The sequence below is a fragment of the Thermosynechococcus sp. M3746_W2019_013 genome, from assembly GCF_015296045.1.
Taxonomy (GTDB): Bacteria; Cyanobacteriota; Cyanobacteriia; order Thermosynechococcales; family Thermosynechococcaceae; genus Thermosynechococcus.
Genome location: NZ_DVDW01000027.1, coordinates 36262 through 53374, shown reverse-complemented (window position 1 = coordinate 53374; position 17113 = coordinate 36262). Strand labels below are relative to the sequence as shown.

Sequence of the window (17113 nt, the reverse complement as noted above, 5' to 3'; positions counted from 1 at the left end):
TTCCAAGTGCTATGACGATCGCCCCGAGCCGCTCCCTCGCTGACCTTTGCCGAGCTGATTTTCCGATTTTGGCGCGACAGGTCCACGATCGCCCCTTGATTTACTTTGACAATGCGGCCACCTCCCAGAAGCCCTTGGCAGTTCTCAATACCCTTGAGGACTACTATCGGCGCTATAACGCTAATGTCCATCGGGGGGTACACACCCTCAGTGCTGAGGCCACTACCGCCTATGAAGGGGCACGGGAAAAGGTGGCGCGTTTTGTCAATGCTGCCCATCCCGAGGAAATTATCTATACTCGCAATGCCAGTGAGGCGATTAACCTCGTGGCCTATAGTTGGGGCATGAATACGCTGCGGGACGGGGATGAAATTATCCTGACGGTGATGGAGCACCACAGTAATTTGATTCCGTGGCAGTTTGTTGCCCAAAAAACCGGTGCTCGCCTTAAGTTTGTTGAACTGACGCCAGAGCAAACCTTTGACCTCAACCACTACGAAAGCCTTTTGAGCGATCGCACGCGCTTAGTGGCTGTGGCCCATGTGTCCAACACGCTGGGGTGCCTCAACCCGATTCCCGAGATTGTCCGCCTTGCCCATGCCAAGGGGGCGCGGGTATTGGTGGATGCCTGCCAAAGTGTGCCTCACCTCCCCATTGATGTACAGCAGTTGGGTTGCGATTGGCTAGTGGCCTCTGGCCATAAAATGTGTGCCCCCACGGGTATCGGCTTCCTCTGGGGACGCTCGGAACTCCTGCGGCAAATGTCCCCCTTCTTGGGCGGCGGTGAAATGATTGCCGATGTCTTTCTTGACCATGCTACCTACGCTGATATTCCCCATAAGTTTGAAGCGGGAACGCCGGCCATTGCGGAGGCGATCGCCCTGGGGGCAGCGGTAGATTACCTGAGTCAGTGGGGGATGGCACGCATCCATGCCTACGAGCAGGAACTCACGGCCTACCTCTTTGAACGCCTCCAAGAGCTTCCTGCTGTCACGGTCTATGGCCCCAAATCAGGCGATCGCGCTGCCTTGGCCAGCTTTACGGTTGGTGAGGTGCACCCCCACGATCTCTCGACTATCCTGGATCAGTCGGGAATTGCGATTCGGGCAGGCCACCACTGCACTCAGCCTTTGCACCGCTATTTAGGGGTTCAATCCACGGCACGGGCTAGCCTTTACTTCTACAACACCCGCGCTGAAATTGATCAGTTTATTGCTGCTTTGGGGGAAGCGATTGCCTTCTTTAGCGAGGTCTTTGCCTAGAGCTTGAGGCTGAGCAGTTCACTGGCTTGGGCCTGAAAACCGGCACTGGTGAGGGCATGGCGGGCGCGATCGGCATCCTCAACGCGAAACTGTGGCCCTAGGCGTACGTACTGGGCATGGTAGCCATCGGTTACTTTGACCACCACCGGCACCTTGGGCATTTCTCCCGCCTGTTGCTTAAGCACTTCCGAGAGGCGACTTTGGGCCTGAATGTCCCCCGCCTGCTCTACGGGCAAATTCACAAGCACCAGTTTCACCTCTTCAAGGGGCTCGGCATCTTCAATCAGTAGTTGGGGGCGATCGTCACGCATTTCTAGGGTGCCCCACAGCAATAGGCGGTGATCAAGCTGCAATTGCCCATGAATTCGCTCATAGGCCTTGGGAAAAACCACCGCTTCCGCCTGACCCGTGAGGTCTTCCAACTGGACAATGGCCATTCGCTCGCCGCGCTTGGTGGTAATGGCCTTCAGTGCCGTCAGCAGGGCAATCACACTCACCACCCCTTGACCTGTGTGCTGTTCAAGATCGGCCAAGCTAATGGGGGCAATCATGGCCGCTGGCCGGTGAATATCCTTGAGGGGATGGTTCGATACATAAAATCCCAGTAGGTCTTTTTCTTGGCGGAGCTTTTCGGCATCGGGTAAATCATCAACCGGGGGCGCACTGGGGGCTGGGTCATAGCTGCCCTTGGATTCATTGTTGGAGCCCCCCGCCAACATATCAAAGAGATTCACTTGCCCCACCGCCCGATCTTTGGCGCGCCCCTGTGCCCACTCCAGCACGAGGGGGAGATCCTGCATCAGTTGGTTGCGGTTGCGCTGGGGATGGAGACTATCCATGGCACCGCAGGCAATCAGGGATTCAAGGGCGCGACGGTTGAGAATGCGACTATCGCCCCCTGCCCGGGGAACCCGTTCGCAAAAATCCGCCAAACTTTGAAAGGTGCCGCCCTCTGCCCGTGCCTGCAAAATGGCCGCAATCACCCCTTGCCCGACATTGCGCACTGCCGATAGACCAAAAAGAATTTTTTGGCCCACAGGAGTAAAGTCAATATCTGAGTGATTCACATCGGGGGGTAACACCTCAATCCCCATGCTCAGGCAGGTGGCAATATAGCGCTGTACCTTGTCTTGGTCGCCACTATTTGCTGTGAGCAAGGCTGCCATATACTCGACGGGAAAGTTGGCCTTGAGAAATGCCGTTTGATAGGTAACGTAGCCGTAGGCCGTGGAGTGGGACTTGTTGAAACAATTAGCGGCGATCGCCCCATTGGCCAAAAGAAAGTTGTGATCCCTGGCAACACCAATGTCATAGACCGCTTGCCACCCCACCAACTGCCGGCCAACAATCTTCACGCTTCACCTTTCCAAACGCTGCGCTCTCTATTCTAATCGTCGCACTGTGTCGCGAGCGGGAATCCGCACATCTCGCAGGGGCATCCCCCTGAGACACTGGTAGTGAGCCACCAACCAGTCGGGGGTTTGCACACCAATACTGGCGAGAGCCGCCACGGTGGGAAAAGGCCACAGTCGCTCAAAGATCACTTCCCCCTGCCAGTCAAATTGCAGAAAATAGCAGCCCACGGGTGCCTGCAAGTAATCTAGGAGTCGTCGTCCGAGGGCATAGAGGGTTTGTCGCTGGCGATCGCTGGCATGGATGGGTAACTGCCATGTCCCTTCAAGGCAGCCAATAATTTCGCCAAAGAGCGTCCCCTTTGCCGTTTGGGCCAGGGGCAACTGATAGAGACCCCCTGTGCCGGTTCCTATTCCCCACTGGGAAACCAAGGGGCCCAAAGCTCGACACTGCTGCCAAAGGTGGGATGATGCCCAATGGGTAAGGCTATAGTCCAGTACCGCTGCTTGGGGAGCGATCGCCATCGGGGCATCGAGGGGACAAACCACAATCTCGGCACTGCTGTGACATTGTTGCAGCACGGGTACCACTTTTGTGACTACTTGCTCCGCAGACAGTTCGGCCTCCCTTGGCTGTGCCGCACACCAGATCCGTATTTTCAATCCTCCCATCCTCCTGCTGCTAGGGCAGCTCACCAGCGTTCCATGAGCATCACCTGCTGTGCTAAGAAAATCACATCCGCCAAAGTTTCATTGTAGGTGTGGGCGGTCAAGTTGCGATCCTCTGCCCTTTGCAGGGCTAAGCGGACTTCCTCGGGGGTGAGTAGGCAGTTCCTGCAAAGCTACCTGTGCCCTTGGGGCATCGCTCATCCTTCCCTAAACCATCTACTCAATGCCGGCTGCGATCACTGGCGATCAATAGTCGGCAGACACTTCTGACAAATCCACCCCAGCTGCTGCATCGATCAACGATCAAGTTAGACATCTCTAGGCGCATCCGCAACTCACCTCAAAGCCCCACGGGTAGCCGAGCCGAATCCATGGACCTTGACGGGGAGCCCTGCCAAAAGTCTGCTAGGATGTTTTTGGGTTCCTGCGGAGCTCACCCTTTGATTCCTGCTCACCTAAGTATGAAAGCTGGGAATCAGGCCAATCCGCGCAGGTTGTAATGAGGCTAATCCCTGCTGTTGTTGCTGGCGGGCTTGGGCGGCCAAGAGGGTTTGCAGATTCCGCAATTCGGCACGCAGTTGACTGTTTTCTTTTTCGAGGCTTTCAATCTTCAGTTTCACTTGAGTGAGTCGCTCACTAAATTTTTGCCGATAGACTTCGGGCATTTCTTGGATGATGCGCTCCAGCATCTCATTGCGATCGCTCAATGCAATCACTTGAGCCTTCAAGTCGTTCATTTCTGCTTCGCGGTTTTGTGCCTGTTGTTGGTAGGCAAGAATTTGCTCTTGATAGGCTGCGATTTGCGCCTCCACCTGTTGCACCTGTGCTTGCAACAACCTCAGGGCTTCGGCATTGGCGGCTTCGGCTTTGCGGGCTTGGTAAAAGCGCACAAATAACTCAGGATGCTGCACCATGAGTTGATAGAGTTCCTCTGAGAGTTGCTGCACGAGTTGATCTCGCACCAGCAGTTCATCGGCGAAGTTGAGGGGAGTATCGTTCACGGCGGCGGCTCTCCAAGGGACTGTGCTGTGGCAAATTTTACGCTGCGTTTGATCCGCTCATGCAAGATTTGGAATTTTCTACGTACCATCAACCGGTGCTAGCACCTGCGGTGCTTGAGGCACTCCAGCCCAAGGCCGGGGGGCTATACTTGGATGCCACAGTGGGGGGTGGTGGACACACAGCGCTGCTCCTACGGCGTGAACCCACTTGTCGGGTACTCGCGATCGATCAAGACCCGATGGCTTTGGCAGCGGCTCAGGAGTTCCTTGCCCCTTTTGGCGATCGCGTCCAGTTTTGGCATGGCAACTTTGCTGATCTGCCTGTGGCTGAACCGATGTTTGATGGCATTCTCGCCGATTTAGGTGTGAGTTCTGCCCAATTGGATCGCCCAGAGCGAGGGTTTAGTTTTCGCTTTGATGCCCCCCTCGATATGCGCATGAATCCCGCTAACCCTTTGACAGCCGCAACGGTGATCAATCACTACAGCGAGCGAGAACTGGCGGATATTTTCTATGAATATGGGGAAGAACGCTTTGCCCGCCGCATTGCCCGCCAAATTGTGGCCCGTCGCCCCCTCAACAGCACCCAAGAACTGGCGCAGTTGGTTGCCCATTGCCTCAAGGCTTCCCCCCGACACCGCATTCATCCAGCCACACGGGTTTTTCAGGCCTTGCGTATCTATGTCAACCAAGAGTTAGCGGTGCTCGACCAATTTTTGGCGCGATCGCCCCACTGGTTAAAGCCCACAGGGCGCATTGCTGTTATTAGTTTCCATAGCTTGGAAGATCGCCGGGTGAAGCAGGCGTGGCGCGCCAATCCCCTTTTGGCAGTCCTGACTCGTAAACCAATCGTGGCGGATGCAGTGGAAGTGAGCCGGAACCCGCGATCGCGATCGGCAAAGTTACGAATTGCGGCGCGTACTTGTGCATGAATTGCCCGAATGATGGTTTATTTATTGGGTATCTTTACAGTGCGTCCTAATCTTTTAGGGCAATCCATTCCTGAGGAGTGCTGGAGTCTATGGTTGCTGCCCCTAAATTCAAATCCCGATTTATTCCCCAATCCTCGCCAACGCTGACGGAAATTCGGCCCCTCCCCAAGCCACCGGTGCCCCTTTGGCAAAAAACTTTGCTGAGGATTGAATGGGTTTCTGGAGTGGTCGCCACCGGTGCCCTCGTGGCTATGCTGCCTCTCTATGGTTGGTCAGCCCTCTGTCAGCAGCAGTGGAGTCAAGCCTATGACCGCTTGGAAACCCTAAAACGGCAGGAGCGGGAGCTACTGGTGAGCAATGAAACCCTCCGCTATCGGGTGACGCAGCAAGTGCAACGGGCCCCCCAAGGTCTTGTACCCCAAACACCACAACACGTTCTTTTTATGCCCAATGAGAGCAAGATTGCTGCCAAGACTCATTTTGAAGGGCTCCCCGTGACGCCACCGCCTCAGCGCACTGTCAATTACTGACCGCTATCCATGAAAACTGCCCGCCCCCAAAATCAATTCCTGCCACCCTTGCGCGTCGGTCTGATCTTTGGCTTTTTGCTCATGGGGATGGGGGGGGTGGTTGCGCGTTTGGTTTATTTGCAAGTGGTTCAGGGGGAAACCTTAGCGGCACGGGCACAGCAACAACAACGGCGCTATACCCCGCCAACCTTGGCACGCTATCCAATTACTGATCGCCGAGAGACGGTTGTTGCCCTAGATCGGCCCGTGTTTACCCTCTTTGCCCATCCGATTCAGTTCAAAGTGGCGCGCTCAGCGATCGCCCGCGATCTAGCTCCCCTACTCCAGCAATCCCCAGAGCAACTCTTGGCCAAATTCAGCTCCTATCCTACAGGCGTCCCCATTGCCTACGACATCGATGAACAAACCGCCGCCAAAATTCGCGCCCTCAACTACGATGGCCTAGAACTGAACCAAGGGTGGCAGCGCATTTATCCGCAACAGGAACTCATGGCGGGCATTGTTGGCTATGTGGATCGTGACCACCAGGGTCAAGCGGGGATTGAGTTTAGCCAGAATCAATTTTTACAGGTTCCCCATAGCCGCCAACTCCTCTCGATGAGTGCCCTAGGGGAGTGGCTGCCAGCGCTTGCCCCTGCGGATCCGCGGGTCTTAAATCAGGGGTACCATGTGCGCCTCACGATTGATAGTCGTCTGCAACAAACGGCACGCCAAGCCCTGCAACAGCAGTTACGCAAATTCAATGCTAAACGCGGCACGGTTATTGTCCTAGAAGTGAAAACTGGGGCACTGCGAGCCTTGGTCTCAGAACCCGCCTACGATCCCAATCATTACTACCGTGCTGATCCAGCCCTTTTTCGCAACTGGGCGGTGTCGGACCTCTATGAACCAGGATCAACCTTTAAGCCAATCAATACCGCCATTGCCCTTGAACTAAATGCCATTACTCCTGATACGGTGTTGCCCGATGAGGGACGAATTGTTGTTGGCGGTTGGCCAATTCAAAATAGTGACTATAGTCAACGCGGCGGCCGCGGTGCCCTTAGAATTGCCGAAGTTCTCGCCTACTCTAGCAATGTGGCCATGGTGCACATGATGAGCCGCATTCCAGCCCGCCACTACTATCGCTATCTCCATCGCTTGGGACTCACAGAGAAAGTGGGCAGTGATCTGCCCTTTGAAACAGCCGCCCAGTTAAAACCTCCGGAGCAATTTATTAACTATCCGATTGAACCGGCAACGGCCGCCTTTGGTCAAGGCTTTTCCCTGACGCCGCTCCATTTGGCTCAACTAGTGGGGGCGATCGCCAACGGTGGGGAGATGGTTACTCCCCATGTCATTGACGGCCTCTACGATGAAAATGGCCAACTGCAAAAACGCCTTGAGCAACGCCCCCCTCGACGGGTCTTTTCGCAGCGCACCAGTCAAGCGGTGGTCAAAATGCTGGGAGAAGTTGTGCGCTTTGGTACAGGGAAACCCGCCCATATTCCCGGCTATCGCTTGGGGGGCAAAACGGGCACGGCGCAAAAGGCGATTGGCGGTACCTATAGCAATCTGCGTATTACCAGCTTTTTTGCTGTCTTTCCCCTAGAACAGCCCCAATATGTGATTTTGGCGGTGGTGGATGAACCCAAGGGAGATGATGCCTATGGCTCAACGGTGGCCATTCCAATTGTGCGAGCGGTTACGGAGTCACTGATTACGATTGAGGGCATTCCTCCCTCACATCCACAGGAATTGCGGCGCCCCGCTGCACCAGCTTCGGTGTCACAATAGGGAAGAACAGCGCAAAAGGACGGTATGCTTCAACGGTTTTTTGTTACAGTGTTGGCTATTTTCGTGGTGTTGCTGGGAGGCTGTTCGGCCACCAGTGGGCTACAGGCCTATGTTGATAGCTACGATGGCTATGAATTCCTTTACCCCCGCGGTTGGGTACAGGTACAGGCCAAGGATCCGGTGGATGTGGTTTTTCACGACATTATTGAGACGACGGAAAACGTCAGCGTGGTGGTCAATCCCGTGTCTAGTACGAAATCCCTTGAGGAATTGGGGTCGCCTGAGGAGGTGGGCGATCGCCTGCTGCGCAATATCATTGCTCCCAGTGAAAGTGGCCGCAGTTCTGCCTTAATTGCCGCCACCTCCCAAAAGGCTGATGATAAGACCTACTACATTCTGGAGTATGCGGTCACTCTACCGGGGGATGGCAACAATGCTCAGCAGCGGCACAATTTGTCGAGTATTGCCGTAAGTCGAGGTAAGGTCTATACCCTCAGTGTGTCAGCGCCTGAAGAGCGCTGGCCAAAAGTGGAAGACCAATTTAAGACCATCGTGTCCTCGTTTAGCGTATATTAAAGAAAGAATCGGGGAGTTAGCTCAGTTGGTAGAGCGTCGCGATCGCACCGCGAAGGTCAGGGATTCGAGTTCCCTACTCTCCATGGTACTACCCCCGCTGCCGTAGTTTGTTAAAGACTGGCGGCGATCGCAACTCATTACCCACCTACCCCAATTTCCTGACACTTCGTTTCAATCCGCAATCGCCTTCACTGCGACTGCTGCTGACCCGCTCTGCCGAATCTCCTCTGGAGGTCATTGCCCCATTGTCAGTGACAGCACTGGGCAACATCGTGCGAAACATTAACATCGTGCGCAACATTGTGGGGCGAGAACAAGATATCTGCGCTTTGATTTAACTTTGCTCTGAACGAAGTCCTTGAGTTGGAAACATAACGGGAATATTGGGATTGACCCATACTTGACAGTTGAGTTCGCTGCTGGGTGGGAAAAAAGGAATCGGGTTGCCTGCGGCATCGGTGACTTCTGGCAGGTATTCAACGGTTAGGGCATCAAATTGACAGGTGTAGGCACCATAAATGACTTGTTGGCGATCGCGCAGGATCAACTGATAGCCAAAGCTGCGACTGGCATGGCCCAACTGATTAATCAGGGCAAAACGCCGTAAATAGGGCAAGCGTCCCCAAGCGGCGGGGGAGACAAAGGCTTCAATTCTGCCCCCCGGTGCTGTCATGGCTGGAAAGGCTTGCCAGCGTTGAATCACCTGGTCACCAAACTGCTGCACGGCCCACCAGAGGCTGGGTACTGTTAAGCCCACTGCCGAGGGAGACTCGCTAACCACAACTTGCTTTTCATTGACAGGCAGCGCGATCGCCGCCGCCACCGCTAGGGGTAAGTCCTCTGTAGAGGGATTGGCAGTCGTTCTAAGGGGATGGAATCCTAATAGAGCGATCGCTCCCACGGCACTCAACCATCGGCCCCAGGCCTTAGGAGGGGATAGGGTTCTCATTGGCCTTGAGTCAAGAAGGAACTTACCCCTATGTTACAAATGCAGCCATGCCTTCAATACATCCAGGAGGCTATTGCCGCCCCATGCAAGGGCAATCAAAATTGATGTGGTGACTGCTAGACCAATCAAAGAGATAACCACCCCTGCCAGGCTAATCAAACCATCGTCATCCAAAAGACCAAAGCCGATTGTAAAAATGCCCATGGCGGGAATGGTGTTGGTGCCGGGAATAGGCAAAATCATCGAGATCGCCATCAGCGATACAGTAACCCCCAAGCCCAAACGTCCGCCTCGGGTCGTGCAAATGAAGCGCCAGCGGGGACGGGAGATCAATTCAATCCGTCGCAGCCAAGGCAAAGCTGTGCGCACAATCTTCTGCATCTGGGAGCGCGGCATCGTGCGCTTGAGCAGCCACGGCGGCAGCCAAGGGACTGAGGCACCCACAAGCAATTGCCAACCCAACAGTAACAGCACAATGCCAAAGGGTGTGGCGTAACCGGGGGCTGGAATGGGCAGCGCCGATGGCAACGAAAGAACGGCCAGCAAAAAGCCAAAGGTTCGCTCCCCCGCCAACTGAACAATCTCTGCCAAGGACACCAGTGGTTGCGTTAAAACCTCTCCATGCCTAGGGCTGGGCACAGGACTCAAAAAGGCATATTCCAGGTCTGTGGACAATTTTGCCATGAAAAATTACAGGAAGTGGAAATGTTCCCACTGCTAGGATACGATAAATTGATCGTGAGTTTATGCTCAACACAGTTGACGGCAATTCCAAAGCCGCGATCAACCGGAATCCATGGCAACCCCATCTGACTTACCGACAGAGTTGCACCTGATTAATCCCCGGCGATCGCTAGGGCAGGTTTATCTCGACTGGACACCCCAACCCGGTTGCCATGTGGATCACGAAGGGGAAACCTATACAGTGTTAGAACGCCGTCATCGCTACCGGTTTCGTGGTGGACGCTATCAACTGGAAAAAATTGCCCTCTATGTGCAGCCCAGTGACACCCTTAGCGATCGCCATCTCGTGAATGGACAGTGGGTGATTGGGGATCCCTCCTGCCGCTGGAATGCCCTTTCACCCTTGTTGCGCTGTGCTGTGAACCCTCAGGGCTCCTGCCAAGCGTGTCGAGATTACCAGCCTCGAGAACCTTAGCATTTCCTTTCTCAGCTCAAAAATCCCCGCCAGGGCAGGGGAGGGTCTGGGTTGTTTGAATTGAACTCGCTACCGGCCAGCTACTGCCCTGGGGAGGTCAGGTAGGACGTTGCCGGTAGGACAACTTTCACCGGTTGAACGTGCCAGATGTCTTGGCAGTACTCGCGAATGGCGCGATCGCTAGAAAATTTCCCCATCCGTGCCACATTGAGAATTGACATTTTTGCCCATTGGGCTTGATCTTGATAGACCTGAAGGGCCCGTTGGTGGCAGTCCACATAGCTTTGGTAGTCTGCCAAGAGGCAATAGCGATCGCTTTGCCAGAGGTGCTGAACCAGGGGTCGAAAGAGTTCCGTATCGCCATGGGAAAAGTACCCCGAGGCAATGAGGTCGAGCACCCGCTTCAGCCTTGGGTTGCTATTGGCAAACTCCCAGGGGCGATAGCCGTTGCGCCACAATTCCTGCAATTGCTCTACCGTGTGACCAAAGAGGAAGAAGTTGTCAGCCCCCACCTCTTCGCGAATTTCCACGTTGGCGCCGTCGAGGGTGCCAATCGTCAACGCCCCATTGAGGGCAAATTTCATATTCCCTGTGCCTGAGGCTTCGTAGCCGGCTGTTGAAATTTGCTGGGAAAGATCCGCTGCTGGATAGACCTGCTGCCCTAGCGTTACGCTGTAGTTGGGCAAAAAGACGACCCTTAGGCGATCGCGCACCGCTGGATCACGGTTAATCACCTCAGCCACGGAGTTAATGAGCTTAATGATTAACTTGGCCATATAGTAGCCTGGGGCCGCCTTGCCGCCAAAAATAAACGTTTGGGGCACCATCTCCAGTTGGGGGTTGTCCTTCAACATCTGGTAAAGCGTGATGACATTGAGGACACACAGGTGCTGGCGTTTATATTCGTGGATGCGCTTCACCAAGATCGAGAAGAGGGAATGGGGATCCACCGTTACCCCTAGGCGATCGCGAATGTATTCCGCAAGGCGTTCCTTGTTCCCATGCTTCACCGATTGCCATTGGGCTGCAAACTCGGCATCCTCTGCCAAGGGTTCCAATTGCCGCAGTTGATCCAAGTGCTTCACCCAATCTTCGCCAATGCGTTCGGTAATCAGGCGGGTTAATCTCGGATTGCTGAGCACCATCCAGCGCCGGGGGGTGACGCCATTGGTTTTATTGGAGAATTTCTCTGGTGTCAGTTCGTAGAAATCCTTGAGCACCGTTTTTTTCAGGAGTTCTGAGTGCAGTGCTGCCACGCCGTTGATGGCATGACTCCCCACCGCTGCCAAGTGGGCCATGCGCACATAGCGACAGTCACTTTCATCGATAATGGACAGCCGCCGCAGGCGATCGTTATCCCCCGGGTATTGCAGGCGTACCTCATCTAGGAAACGACGGTTGATTTCATAGATGATTTGCAAGTGGCGGGGCAAGAGGGAGCCAAAGAGATCTAGGGGCCATTTTTCCAGTGCCTCGGGCAGGAGGGTGTGGTTGGTGTAGGCAAAGGTTCGGCGGGTAATGTCCCATGCCTGCTCCCAAGGCATGAGATGCTCGTCGACGAACAGGCGCATCAATTCCGCCACTGAAATGGCTGGGTGGGTATCGTTCAACTGAACGGTGAACTTCTCATGGAAGCGGCTCAGATCTTGTTTGCCCGATTGTTTGTAGAGGCGGATCATGTCCTGAAGGGCACAGGAGCAGAAGAAATACTGCTGCATCAGCCGCAGTTCTTTGCCCTGCAACTGCTCGTCATTGGGATAGAGGACCTTCGTGATGTTTTCTGAAGCAATTTTTTGGTTGACAGCGCCGTAGTAATCGCCCGTGTTAAAGGCTTGAAAGTCAAAGGACTCCACCGCCTCTGCCCGCCATAGACGCAGAAGATTGGCGGTATTCACCTTGTAGCCCAAGATGGGGGTGTCATAGGCCACTCCCTGAATCACTTGGTGGGGTTGCCAAACAACCCGATAGCGGCCCTGATCATCGGTATAGCTATAGGTGTAGCCGCCAAACTTCACCTGCAAAATCAATTCCGGTCGGGGAATTTCCCAAGGGTTGCCATAGCGTAACCACTTGTCGGTAATCTCGACTTGCCAACCATCGCGAATTTCTTGGTCAAAGATACCGTACTCATAGCGAATGCCATAGCCAATGGCGGGGATTTCCAATGTAGCGAGAGAATCCATATAGCAGGCGGCCAAGCGTCCCAACCCGCCATTCCCCAACCCCGGCTCCTCCTCCTGATCGAGGAGTTCTTTGAGGTTCAAACCGGTTTGCCGCATGGCTTCTTCAACGGCCTCATAGAGTCCGAGGTTAATTAGGTTATTGCCAAGGTGTGGCCCTAGCAAAAATTCGGCGGAGAGATAGCAAACAGTGCGGCTTTCTTGATCTCGATAGGTTTTTGCAGAATTCAGCCAGCGCAACAGTAGGCGATCGCGCACGGTGTAGGCCAAGGCCAAGTAGTAATCATTTTTCGTCGCCACTTCGGGAAATCGCCCTTGGATAAAGAAGAGATTATCCATAAAGGCGCGCCGCAGGGTTTCAATGCTCGTACCGGTGCGATCGTCTTCCGTGAGCACTGTAGGACAACCGGGCGGAATGAGACTGGTCATTGTGGGAATCCTCGCAAAGAATTAGCGCGATTAGTAGTAGTCAGCCCTTCCCTATCTGTTCTATCGCGATCGCCCAGGATTCCCCCCTAAGTACAGAATCTCTTTACTCGCACTCTTTGCTAGTAAAGGGGGGCAAGCCCTTCCCTAGCCTTCATTCACTGTGGGAAACAGTTGGCAGGTCAGCTCTTCATCGGAGGAGTCAGGGGGAGGACTGCCGCGGGTAGCCTCTGGGGCTTGGGTGTGTTGATAGCGTTGATAGAGCGTACTCAGAAGTTTGATCAGGCGATCGCCCCCACTGGCATAGAGAGGATCCTGGGGCAAACGTGCCAAAGCAGTGGCCATTTGCGTCTGCAAAATCTCTAAATCACCATAGCGGCGGGTCAGCCGTTGCAGCAAATCAATGAGGGTAAACCGCTCTAGGGCTTGGGCATGCACCGGCTTGGTGGTCAACAGAGCGGCCACAAGAAGCTTCATATGCAGAGGGGTACAGTAGCGGGTGACTTCTAATCGCAAATCGTAGAGATCTGCAGCGCTGAGGGTTGGCGCCTCGATGGTCAGTGTAGCCGTCGCAGCTTGGCTGTAAAGGGGGACCAAAATTTGCAGCAGTACGGCTGAGGGAACCTGATAGGCCTGTGCTTTGTTGAGACTATTGACAAGGGCAGTTAGGTGCTGTCCCAAGAGGGTGGGGGTTTTCAGCCGTTCAAGGATTTCGATGAGGACCTGTTGCACGTCGCTCACGGTCCATGGCGGTGCTTGGGTCGGCCACTGATGTTGCTGAAGGGCATACAGTAGCTTAAAAAGGCGGCTCTGCTGCGGGTGCTGGGCAATTTGTTGGGCAGCGGTGGCAATGGTAGAAGTCGTTGGGGTCACAGGTTGGCCAAACGTCCCTCGGTACTGCATTGTAGCCAATTTTCCTAGACAGTGGTTTAATCCTGCTGATGGCCAAGGGAGGGTGAGGGCTTCTGCTAGGATTGGGAGAGTTTAGGGGTGACAGAACAACGGTGAGAGCGCTTTTCCATCGTTTGCAGCAGCGTCTCAATGAGATTGTGGTTGGTCAAGGGGCGATCGCCCAAGGATTAATTGTGGCTCTCCTCGCCGAAGGCCATGTCATCCTTGAGGGGGTGCCGGGCACTGCCAAAACCCTGCTGGTCAAGCTCCTCGCTCGCCTGATTGCAGCGGAATTTCGCCGTATCCAACTCACCCCCGATGTTCTCCCCGCTGATATTCTCGGTACGAGCATTTTTGACTTCAACAGTCGCACATTTCGCCTGCGCAAGGGGCCAATTTTTACCCAAGTACTGCTGGCGGATGAAATTAACCGCACACCGCCCAAAACCCAAGCGGCTCTCCTAGAAGCGATGGAAGAACGGCAGGTGACCCTCGACGGCACTACCCTCGCCCTCCCTGGTTTATTTTGGACAGTGGCCACCCAAAACCCCTTGGAATTTGAGGGAACCTATCCCTTGCCCGAGGCCCAACTGGATCGCTTTCTTGTGAAGCTGGTGGTGTCCTATCCAGAGCCAAACGCTGAACGGCAAATGCTGGAAAATGCCCTTGCAGGCTTTGAAGCCCGCGATCTCGATCAACTCAATTTGGAGCCCTTGATTACCGTAGAGCAAGTTTTGGCAGCACGACAGCAGGTGCGGCAAGTCCATGTGGAGCCGGTGGTGCTAGATTATCTTTTGGCGTTGGTGCAGGCCAGTCGTCAACATCCCGAACTCCTTTTGGGGGCTTCCCCACGGGCGGCAGTGGGCTGGCTACGTGCTACCCAAGCCCAGGCCTGGCTAGCGGATCGCCCCTACGTCACTCCTGAGGATGTGAAGGCGATCGCCATCCCCCTACTGCAACACCGTTTGATCCTCAAGCCCGAGGCCCAGTTAGACGGCACCACGCTGCCCCAAGTGATCCAAAGTATTCTTGCCAAAGTTGCTGTTCCCCGATGAAGGCACCTGCCAGTTACCAGTTTGGTCGCCACCGCCCCCGCTGGGTGCCGACGGTCCGCTTCTATGGCCTGTTGCTGCTGGGGGGAGTCTTGCCGGTGCTGACGAACTTCCTACCGTCGGAGCTATGGCCAATCGCCGATGGGAAGCCGCAGGCAACCTTGCCCTACTGGCCTCTGGGGCTGGGGTTAGTCTTGATGGGGCTCTACGATCTGGTGATTTTCGGCATGTCCCTGTGGGACTACAGCCGCATCGGTCGCTGGCAACTGACCCTCGATCGCGTCTGTGAGTCACGGTTATCCATTGGTCGGCAAAACCCGATTCGCCTCAGGCTACACATCCGTGGTGAGGTCCCCTTGAGTGAGCAGATCTGGGTTGAACTCTACGACTATGTGCCCGCTGAGTTGACGGGGGAAACCCCCTCTTTTGCCGTTGCGGCGCTAGTCCACAGCAGCTTGGAATTGCTCTACCATGTGTTTCCACCGCGACGGGGTGCCTTTCAATGGCCCGGCTGTGATGTCCGTTTGCGCAGTTCTTGGGGCTTGGCGTGGCGACGTTGGTTTGCACCCCTTGTCACGGAGGTTGAGGTCTATCCTGATTTGATGGCCTTGCGATCGCTCTCAATTCGCCTCAGTTTAGAGTCCAGTGGTAGCCTGCGGCGGCGACGCTACGCCCTGGGAGGCACCGAGTTTGCGGAATTGCGGGAATACCATCTGGGGGATGATCTGCGCCTTATGGATTGGAAAGCTAGTGCTCGCCGGGGATGGCCTCTTGTGCGAGCCATGGAGCCGGAACGGGATCAACCCCTGATCATTCTGCTGGATCGGGGACGCTTGATGACCGCTACTGTGGCGGGTTTGAAACGCTTTGACTGGGGCTTAAACGCGGCATTGGCCTTGGCGCTGACGGGCTTGCGACGGGGTGACAAGGTGGGCTTAGGGATTTTTGATCAGCAATTGCACACCTGGATTGCGCCTCAAGGTGGTGATTCCCATCTGGGGCGGATGCTCACTCAGGTGTATCGCTGTGAACCGGTTTTTGAAGAATCGGATTATGTCGGCACAGTGAGCGCCATTTTGGGACACTATACCCGTCGTGCCCTTGTCGTCGTTCTCACAGAGGTGATTGATGAGGTGGCTTCCCAAGAACTCCTCACGGCCATGGCTCGCCTGACGCCCCGTTTTCTACCCTTCTGTGTTGCTTTGCGCGATCGCCACATTGAAACCCTTGCCCACCGCCCTTTAATGCCACAGCCCTTGGCTCCCGTAGATCAGGTGGCCACCCTTTATGAACAGGCTGTTGCTCTCGATCTGCTGCATCAGCGACAGCGTGCCTTTGCCCATTTGGAGCAAAAAGGGGTTCTCGTGCTTGACGCCCCTGCGGATCAGGTGAGTGAGCAACTGGTGGATCGCTATCTGCTGCTAAAAGCCCGTGGCCAACTCTAGGCTTGGCTCGCCTCGATCACACGGGTCTTCCTTCCCTCCTGCAGCGGCCATAGGGGTGGGCGATCGCCCGTTGGTGTTGCTTGGGGAAAGGGTGTTGAGGTCTGCGTCAGCCCACAAGTTGCCCGCAAACGGGCTTGCAGGAGCTGACTCACCACCTGACGTTGAATAAATGCTTGCTCAATTGCTGGGGGGACTGAACGTTGCAGTTCCATAGCTTGCCTCGAATTCACCGTTGCTCACGGCGACACCGGCTTCCGTGCGCTTCCTACACCCACAGATGATAGCCCTCAGTTTGATCTTAGCGACCATTGCCCGCGCTGGTAAAAACGACTACCAAAATGCAGGGGGCTTGTGGGGATTTGCTGACACTATTGCGAAGAGGATACATTCCCAGACGGGGGCGACTGTCCTTTGTGTTCGCAAAACTCGTAGATCACCTTACCGCCATGAATAACAACATAGAGGGTCACGCCACTGAGAACAAAAGGCATGAGCTGCTCCAGCCAAGGCAGGTGGCAACCGAGGCGAGTGAGAACAACGGCAAGGGCATCGTCCAAGAGGCTAATCAGCAAAGGGAACAACTGCCGCAGCAGAGCAAGAATCTCTGATAAATAGCCATCACTATCCATAAATGTCTTCTCAAATAATTCGACGCAGAAAATAATTTTAAGTACAGCTTAAATACCGTCTGTTTTGCAGGTATGGAACATACATCAATCGAGTCATTATTTACAACATTGTCATTATTTGCAAAATTATTTACAACCTTTTGTACAAGAGTTGAAACCCGAATCAATACGGTATCAATCAATTATTATCCCCCGATGAAGGATATATCCTAATGTTTAGAAATTTTGAAAAATGCGCTGCCGGCTGTGATGGATTGTGCTAGAACAGCACCCAGCTGAGGGAT

General features: G+C 54.6%; 18 protein-coding genes, 1 tRNA gene and 1 pseudogene. 10 read left to right on the top strand and 10 right to left on the bottom strand.

The window, feature by feature from the left end; all coding sequences use genetic code 11:
* Positions 1–11 precede the first annotated feature (11 nt).
* Positions 12–1262 (top strand): SufS family cysteine desulfurase, encoded by a 1251-nt coding sequence (locus IGQ16_RS05455; RefSeq protein ID WP_024125332.1) that lies wholly within the window; start codon positions 12–14, stop codon positions 1260–1262.
* Here the strand turns inward: IGQ16_RS05455 and IGQ16_RS05450 are convergent.
* The 4 genes and pseudogenes from IGQ16_RS05450 to IGQ16_RS05440 all read right to left on the bottom strand — a co-directional run bounded on the left by IGQ16_RS05450 (position 1259) and on the right by IGQ16_RS05440 (position 4284).
* Positions 1259–2617: an OB-fold nucleic acid binding domain-containing protein gene (locus IGQ16_RS05450; RefSeq protein WP_297060538.1), complete on the bottom strand. Its 1359-nt coding sequence runs from the start codon at positions 2615–2617 to the stop codon at positions 1259–1261. The two genes, IGQ16_RS05455 and IGQ16_RS05450, sit on opposite strands and share 4 nt — an antisense overlap.
* A 27-nt stretch (positions 2618–2644) precedes the next feature.
* Positions 2645–3277 (bottom strand): hypothetical protein, encoded by a 633-nt coding sequence (locus tag IGQ16_RS05445; protein ID WP_297060536.1) that lies wholly within the window; start codon positions 3275–3277, stop codon positions 2645–2647.
* 29 nt (positions 3278–3306) lie between these two features.
* Positions 3307–3441 (bottom strand): annotated as a pseudogene (locus IGQ16_RS11730) (nucleotidyltransferase); the annotation flags it as partial.
* A gap of 297 nt (positions 3442–3738) precedes the next feature.
* Complete coding sequence (locus IGQ16_RS05440; protein WP_297060534.1) at positions 3739–4284, bottom strand: Npun_F5560 family protein; 546 nt, start codon at positions 4282–4284, stop codon at positions 3739–3741.
* A gap of 59 nt (positions 4285–4343) precedes the next feature.
* Here IGQ16_RS05440 and rsmH point away from each other — a divergent pair, with 59 nt between their 5' ends.
* The 6 genes from rsmH (at position 4344) to IGQ16_RS05410 (ending at position 8436) form a co-directional block, all read left to right on the top strand.
* The gene (rsmH, locus tag IGQ16_RS05435; protein ID WP_024125335.1) at positions 4344–5216 is read left to right on the top strand and encodes a 16S rRNA (cytosine(1402)-N(4))-methyltransferase RsmH; all 873 of its coding nucleotides are present in this window, start codon (positions 4344–4346) and stop codon (positions 5214–5216) included.
* Positions 5217–5305: 89 nt separating this feature from the next.
* Positions 5306–5746, top strand: coding sequence for a hypothetical protein (locus tag IGQ16_RS05430; RefSeq protein ID WP_024125336.1), 441 nt, complete (start codon positions 5306–5308; stop codon positions 5744–5746).
* Between the two features lie 9 nt (positions 5747–5755).
* Positions 5756–7522, top strand: coding sequence for a penicillin-binding protein 2 (locus IGQ16_RS05425; protein ID WP_024125337.1), 1767 nt, complete (start codon positions 5756–5758; stop codon positions 7520–7522).
* 24 nt (positions 7523–7546) lie between these two features.
* Positions 7547–8098, top strand: a complete 552-nt coding sequence (psbP, locus tag IGQ16_RS05420; RefSeq protein ID WP_024125338.1) for a photosystem II reaction center PsbP — start codon at positions 7547–7549, stop codon at positions 8096–8098.
* Positions 8099–8108: 10 nt separating this feature from the next.
* A tRNA-Ala gene (locus tag IGQ16_RS05415) sits at positions 8109–8181 on the top strand.
* A gap of 24 nt (positions 8182–8205) precedes the next feature.
* Entirely contained in the window at positions 8206–8436 is a 231-nt protein-coding gene (locus tag IGQ16_RS05410; protein WP_297060532.1) for a hypothetical protein, read from the top strand.
* Here the strand turns inward: IGQ16_RS05410 and IGQ16_RS05405 are convergent.
* A complete protein-coding gene (locus IGQ16_RS05405) occupies positions 8433–8999 on the bottom strand; it encodes a hypothetical protein (protein ID WP_225871806.1) in 567 nt (188 codons plus the stop codon). The genes IGQ16_RS05410 and IGQ16_RS05405 overlap by 4 nt on opposite strands.
* Positions 9000–9080: 81 nt before the next feature.
* Positions 9081–9731, bottom strand: a complete 651-nt coding sequence (locus IGQ16_RS05400; RefSeq protein ID WP_024125340.1) for an exopolysaccharide biosynthesis protein — start codon at positions 9729–9731, stop codon at positions 9081–9083.
* Positions 9732–9843: 112 nt separating this feature from the next.
* On the opposite strand from IGQ16_RS05400, the gene IGQ16_RS05395 reads away from it, so the two are divergent.
* Positions 9844–10206 carry a DUF6464 family protein gene (locus tag IGQ16_RS05395; protein WP_024125341.1) on the top strand — a complete coding sequence of 121 codons (363 nt, stop codon included), beginning with the start codon at positions 9844–9846 and terminating at the stop codon, positions 10204–10206.
* A gap of 80 nt (positions 10207–10286) precedes the next feature.
* Here the strand turns inward: IGQ16_RS05395 and IGQ16_RS05390 are convergent, their stop codons facing one another.
* Together IGQ16_RS05390 and IGQ16_RS05385 are read right to left on the bottom strand one after the other, a co-directional pair.
* Entirely contained in the window at positions 10287–12815 is a 2529-nt protein-coding gene (locus IGQ16_RS05390) for a glycogen/starch/alpha-glucan phosphorylase (RefSeq protein ID WP_297060530.1), read from the bottom strand.
* 144 nt (positions 12816–12959) lie between these two features.
* Positions 12960–13715: a hypothetical protein gene (locus IGQ16_RS05385; protein ID WP_297060528.1), complete on the bottom strand. Its 756-nt coding sequence runs from the start codon at positions 13713–13715 to the stop codon at positions 12960–12962.
* Between the two features lie 101 nt (positions 13716–13816).
* On the opposite strand from IGQ16_RS05385, the gene IGQ16_RS05380 reads away from it, so the two are divergent.
* Both IGQ16_RS05380 and IGQ16_RS05375 read left to right on the top strand, forming a co-directional pair.
* Positions 13817–14758 carry a MoxR family ATPase gene (locus IGQ16_RS05380; RefSeq protein WP_024125344.1) on the top strand — a complete coding sequence of 314 codons (942 nt, stop codon included), beginning with the start codon at positions 13817–13819 and terminating at the stop codon, positions 14756–14758.
* Positions 14755–16200 carry a DUF58 domain-containing protein gene (locus IGQ16_RS05375; RefSeq protein ID WP_297060526.1) on the top strand — a complete coding sequence of 482 codons (1446 nt, stop codon included), beginning with the start codon at positions 14755–14757 and terminating at the stop codon, positions 16198–16200. Before IGQ16_RS05380 ends, IGQ16_RS05375 begins: the two co-directional genes overlap by 4 nt.
* Here the strand turns inward: IGQ16_RS05375 and IGQ16_RS05370 are convergent.
* Both IGQ16_RS05370 and IGQ16_RS05365 read right to left on the bottom strand, forming a co-directional pair.
* A complete protein-coding gene (locus IGQ16_RS05370; RefSeq protein WP_297060524.1) occupies positions 16197–16412 on the bottom strand; it encodes a hypothetical protein in 216 nt (71 codons plus the stop codon). The genes IGQ16_RS05375 and IGQ16_RS05370 overlap by 4 nt on opposite strands.
* 156 nt (positions 16413–16568) lie before the next feature.
* Entirely contained in the window at positions 16569–16829 is a 261-nt protein-coding gene (locus IGQ16_RS05365) for a hypothetical protein (RefSeq protein ID WP_024125347.1), read from the bottom strand.
* Positions 16830–17113: the final 284 nt, after the last annotated feature.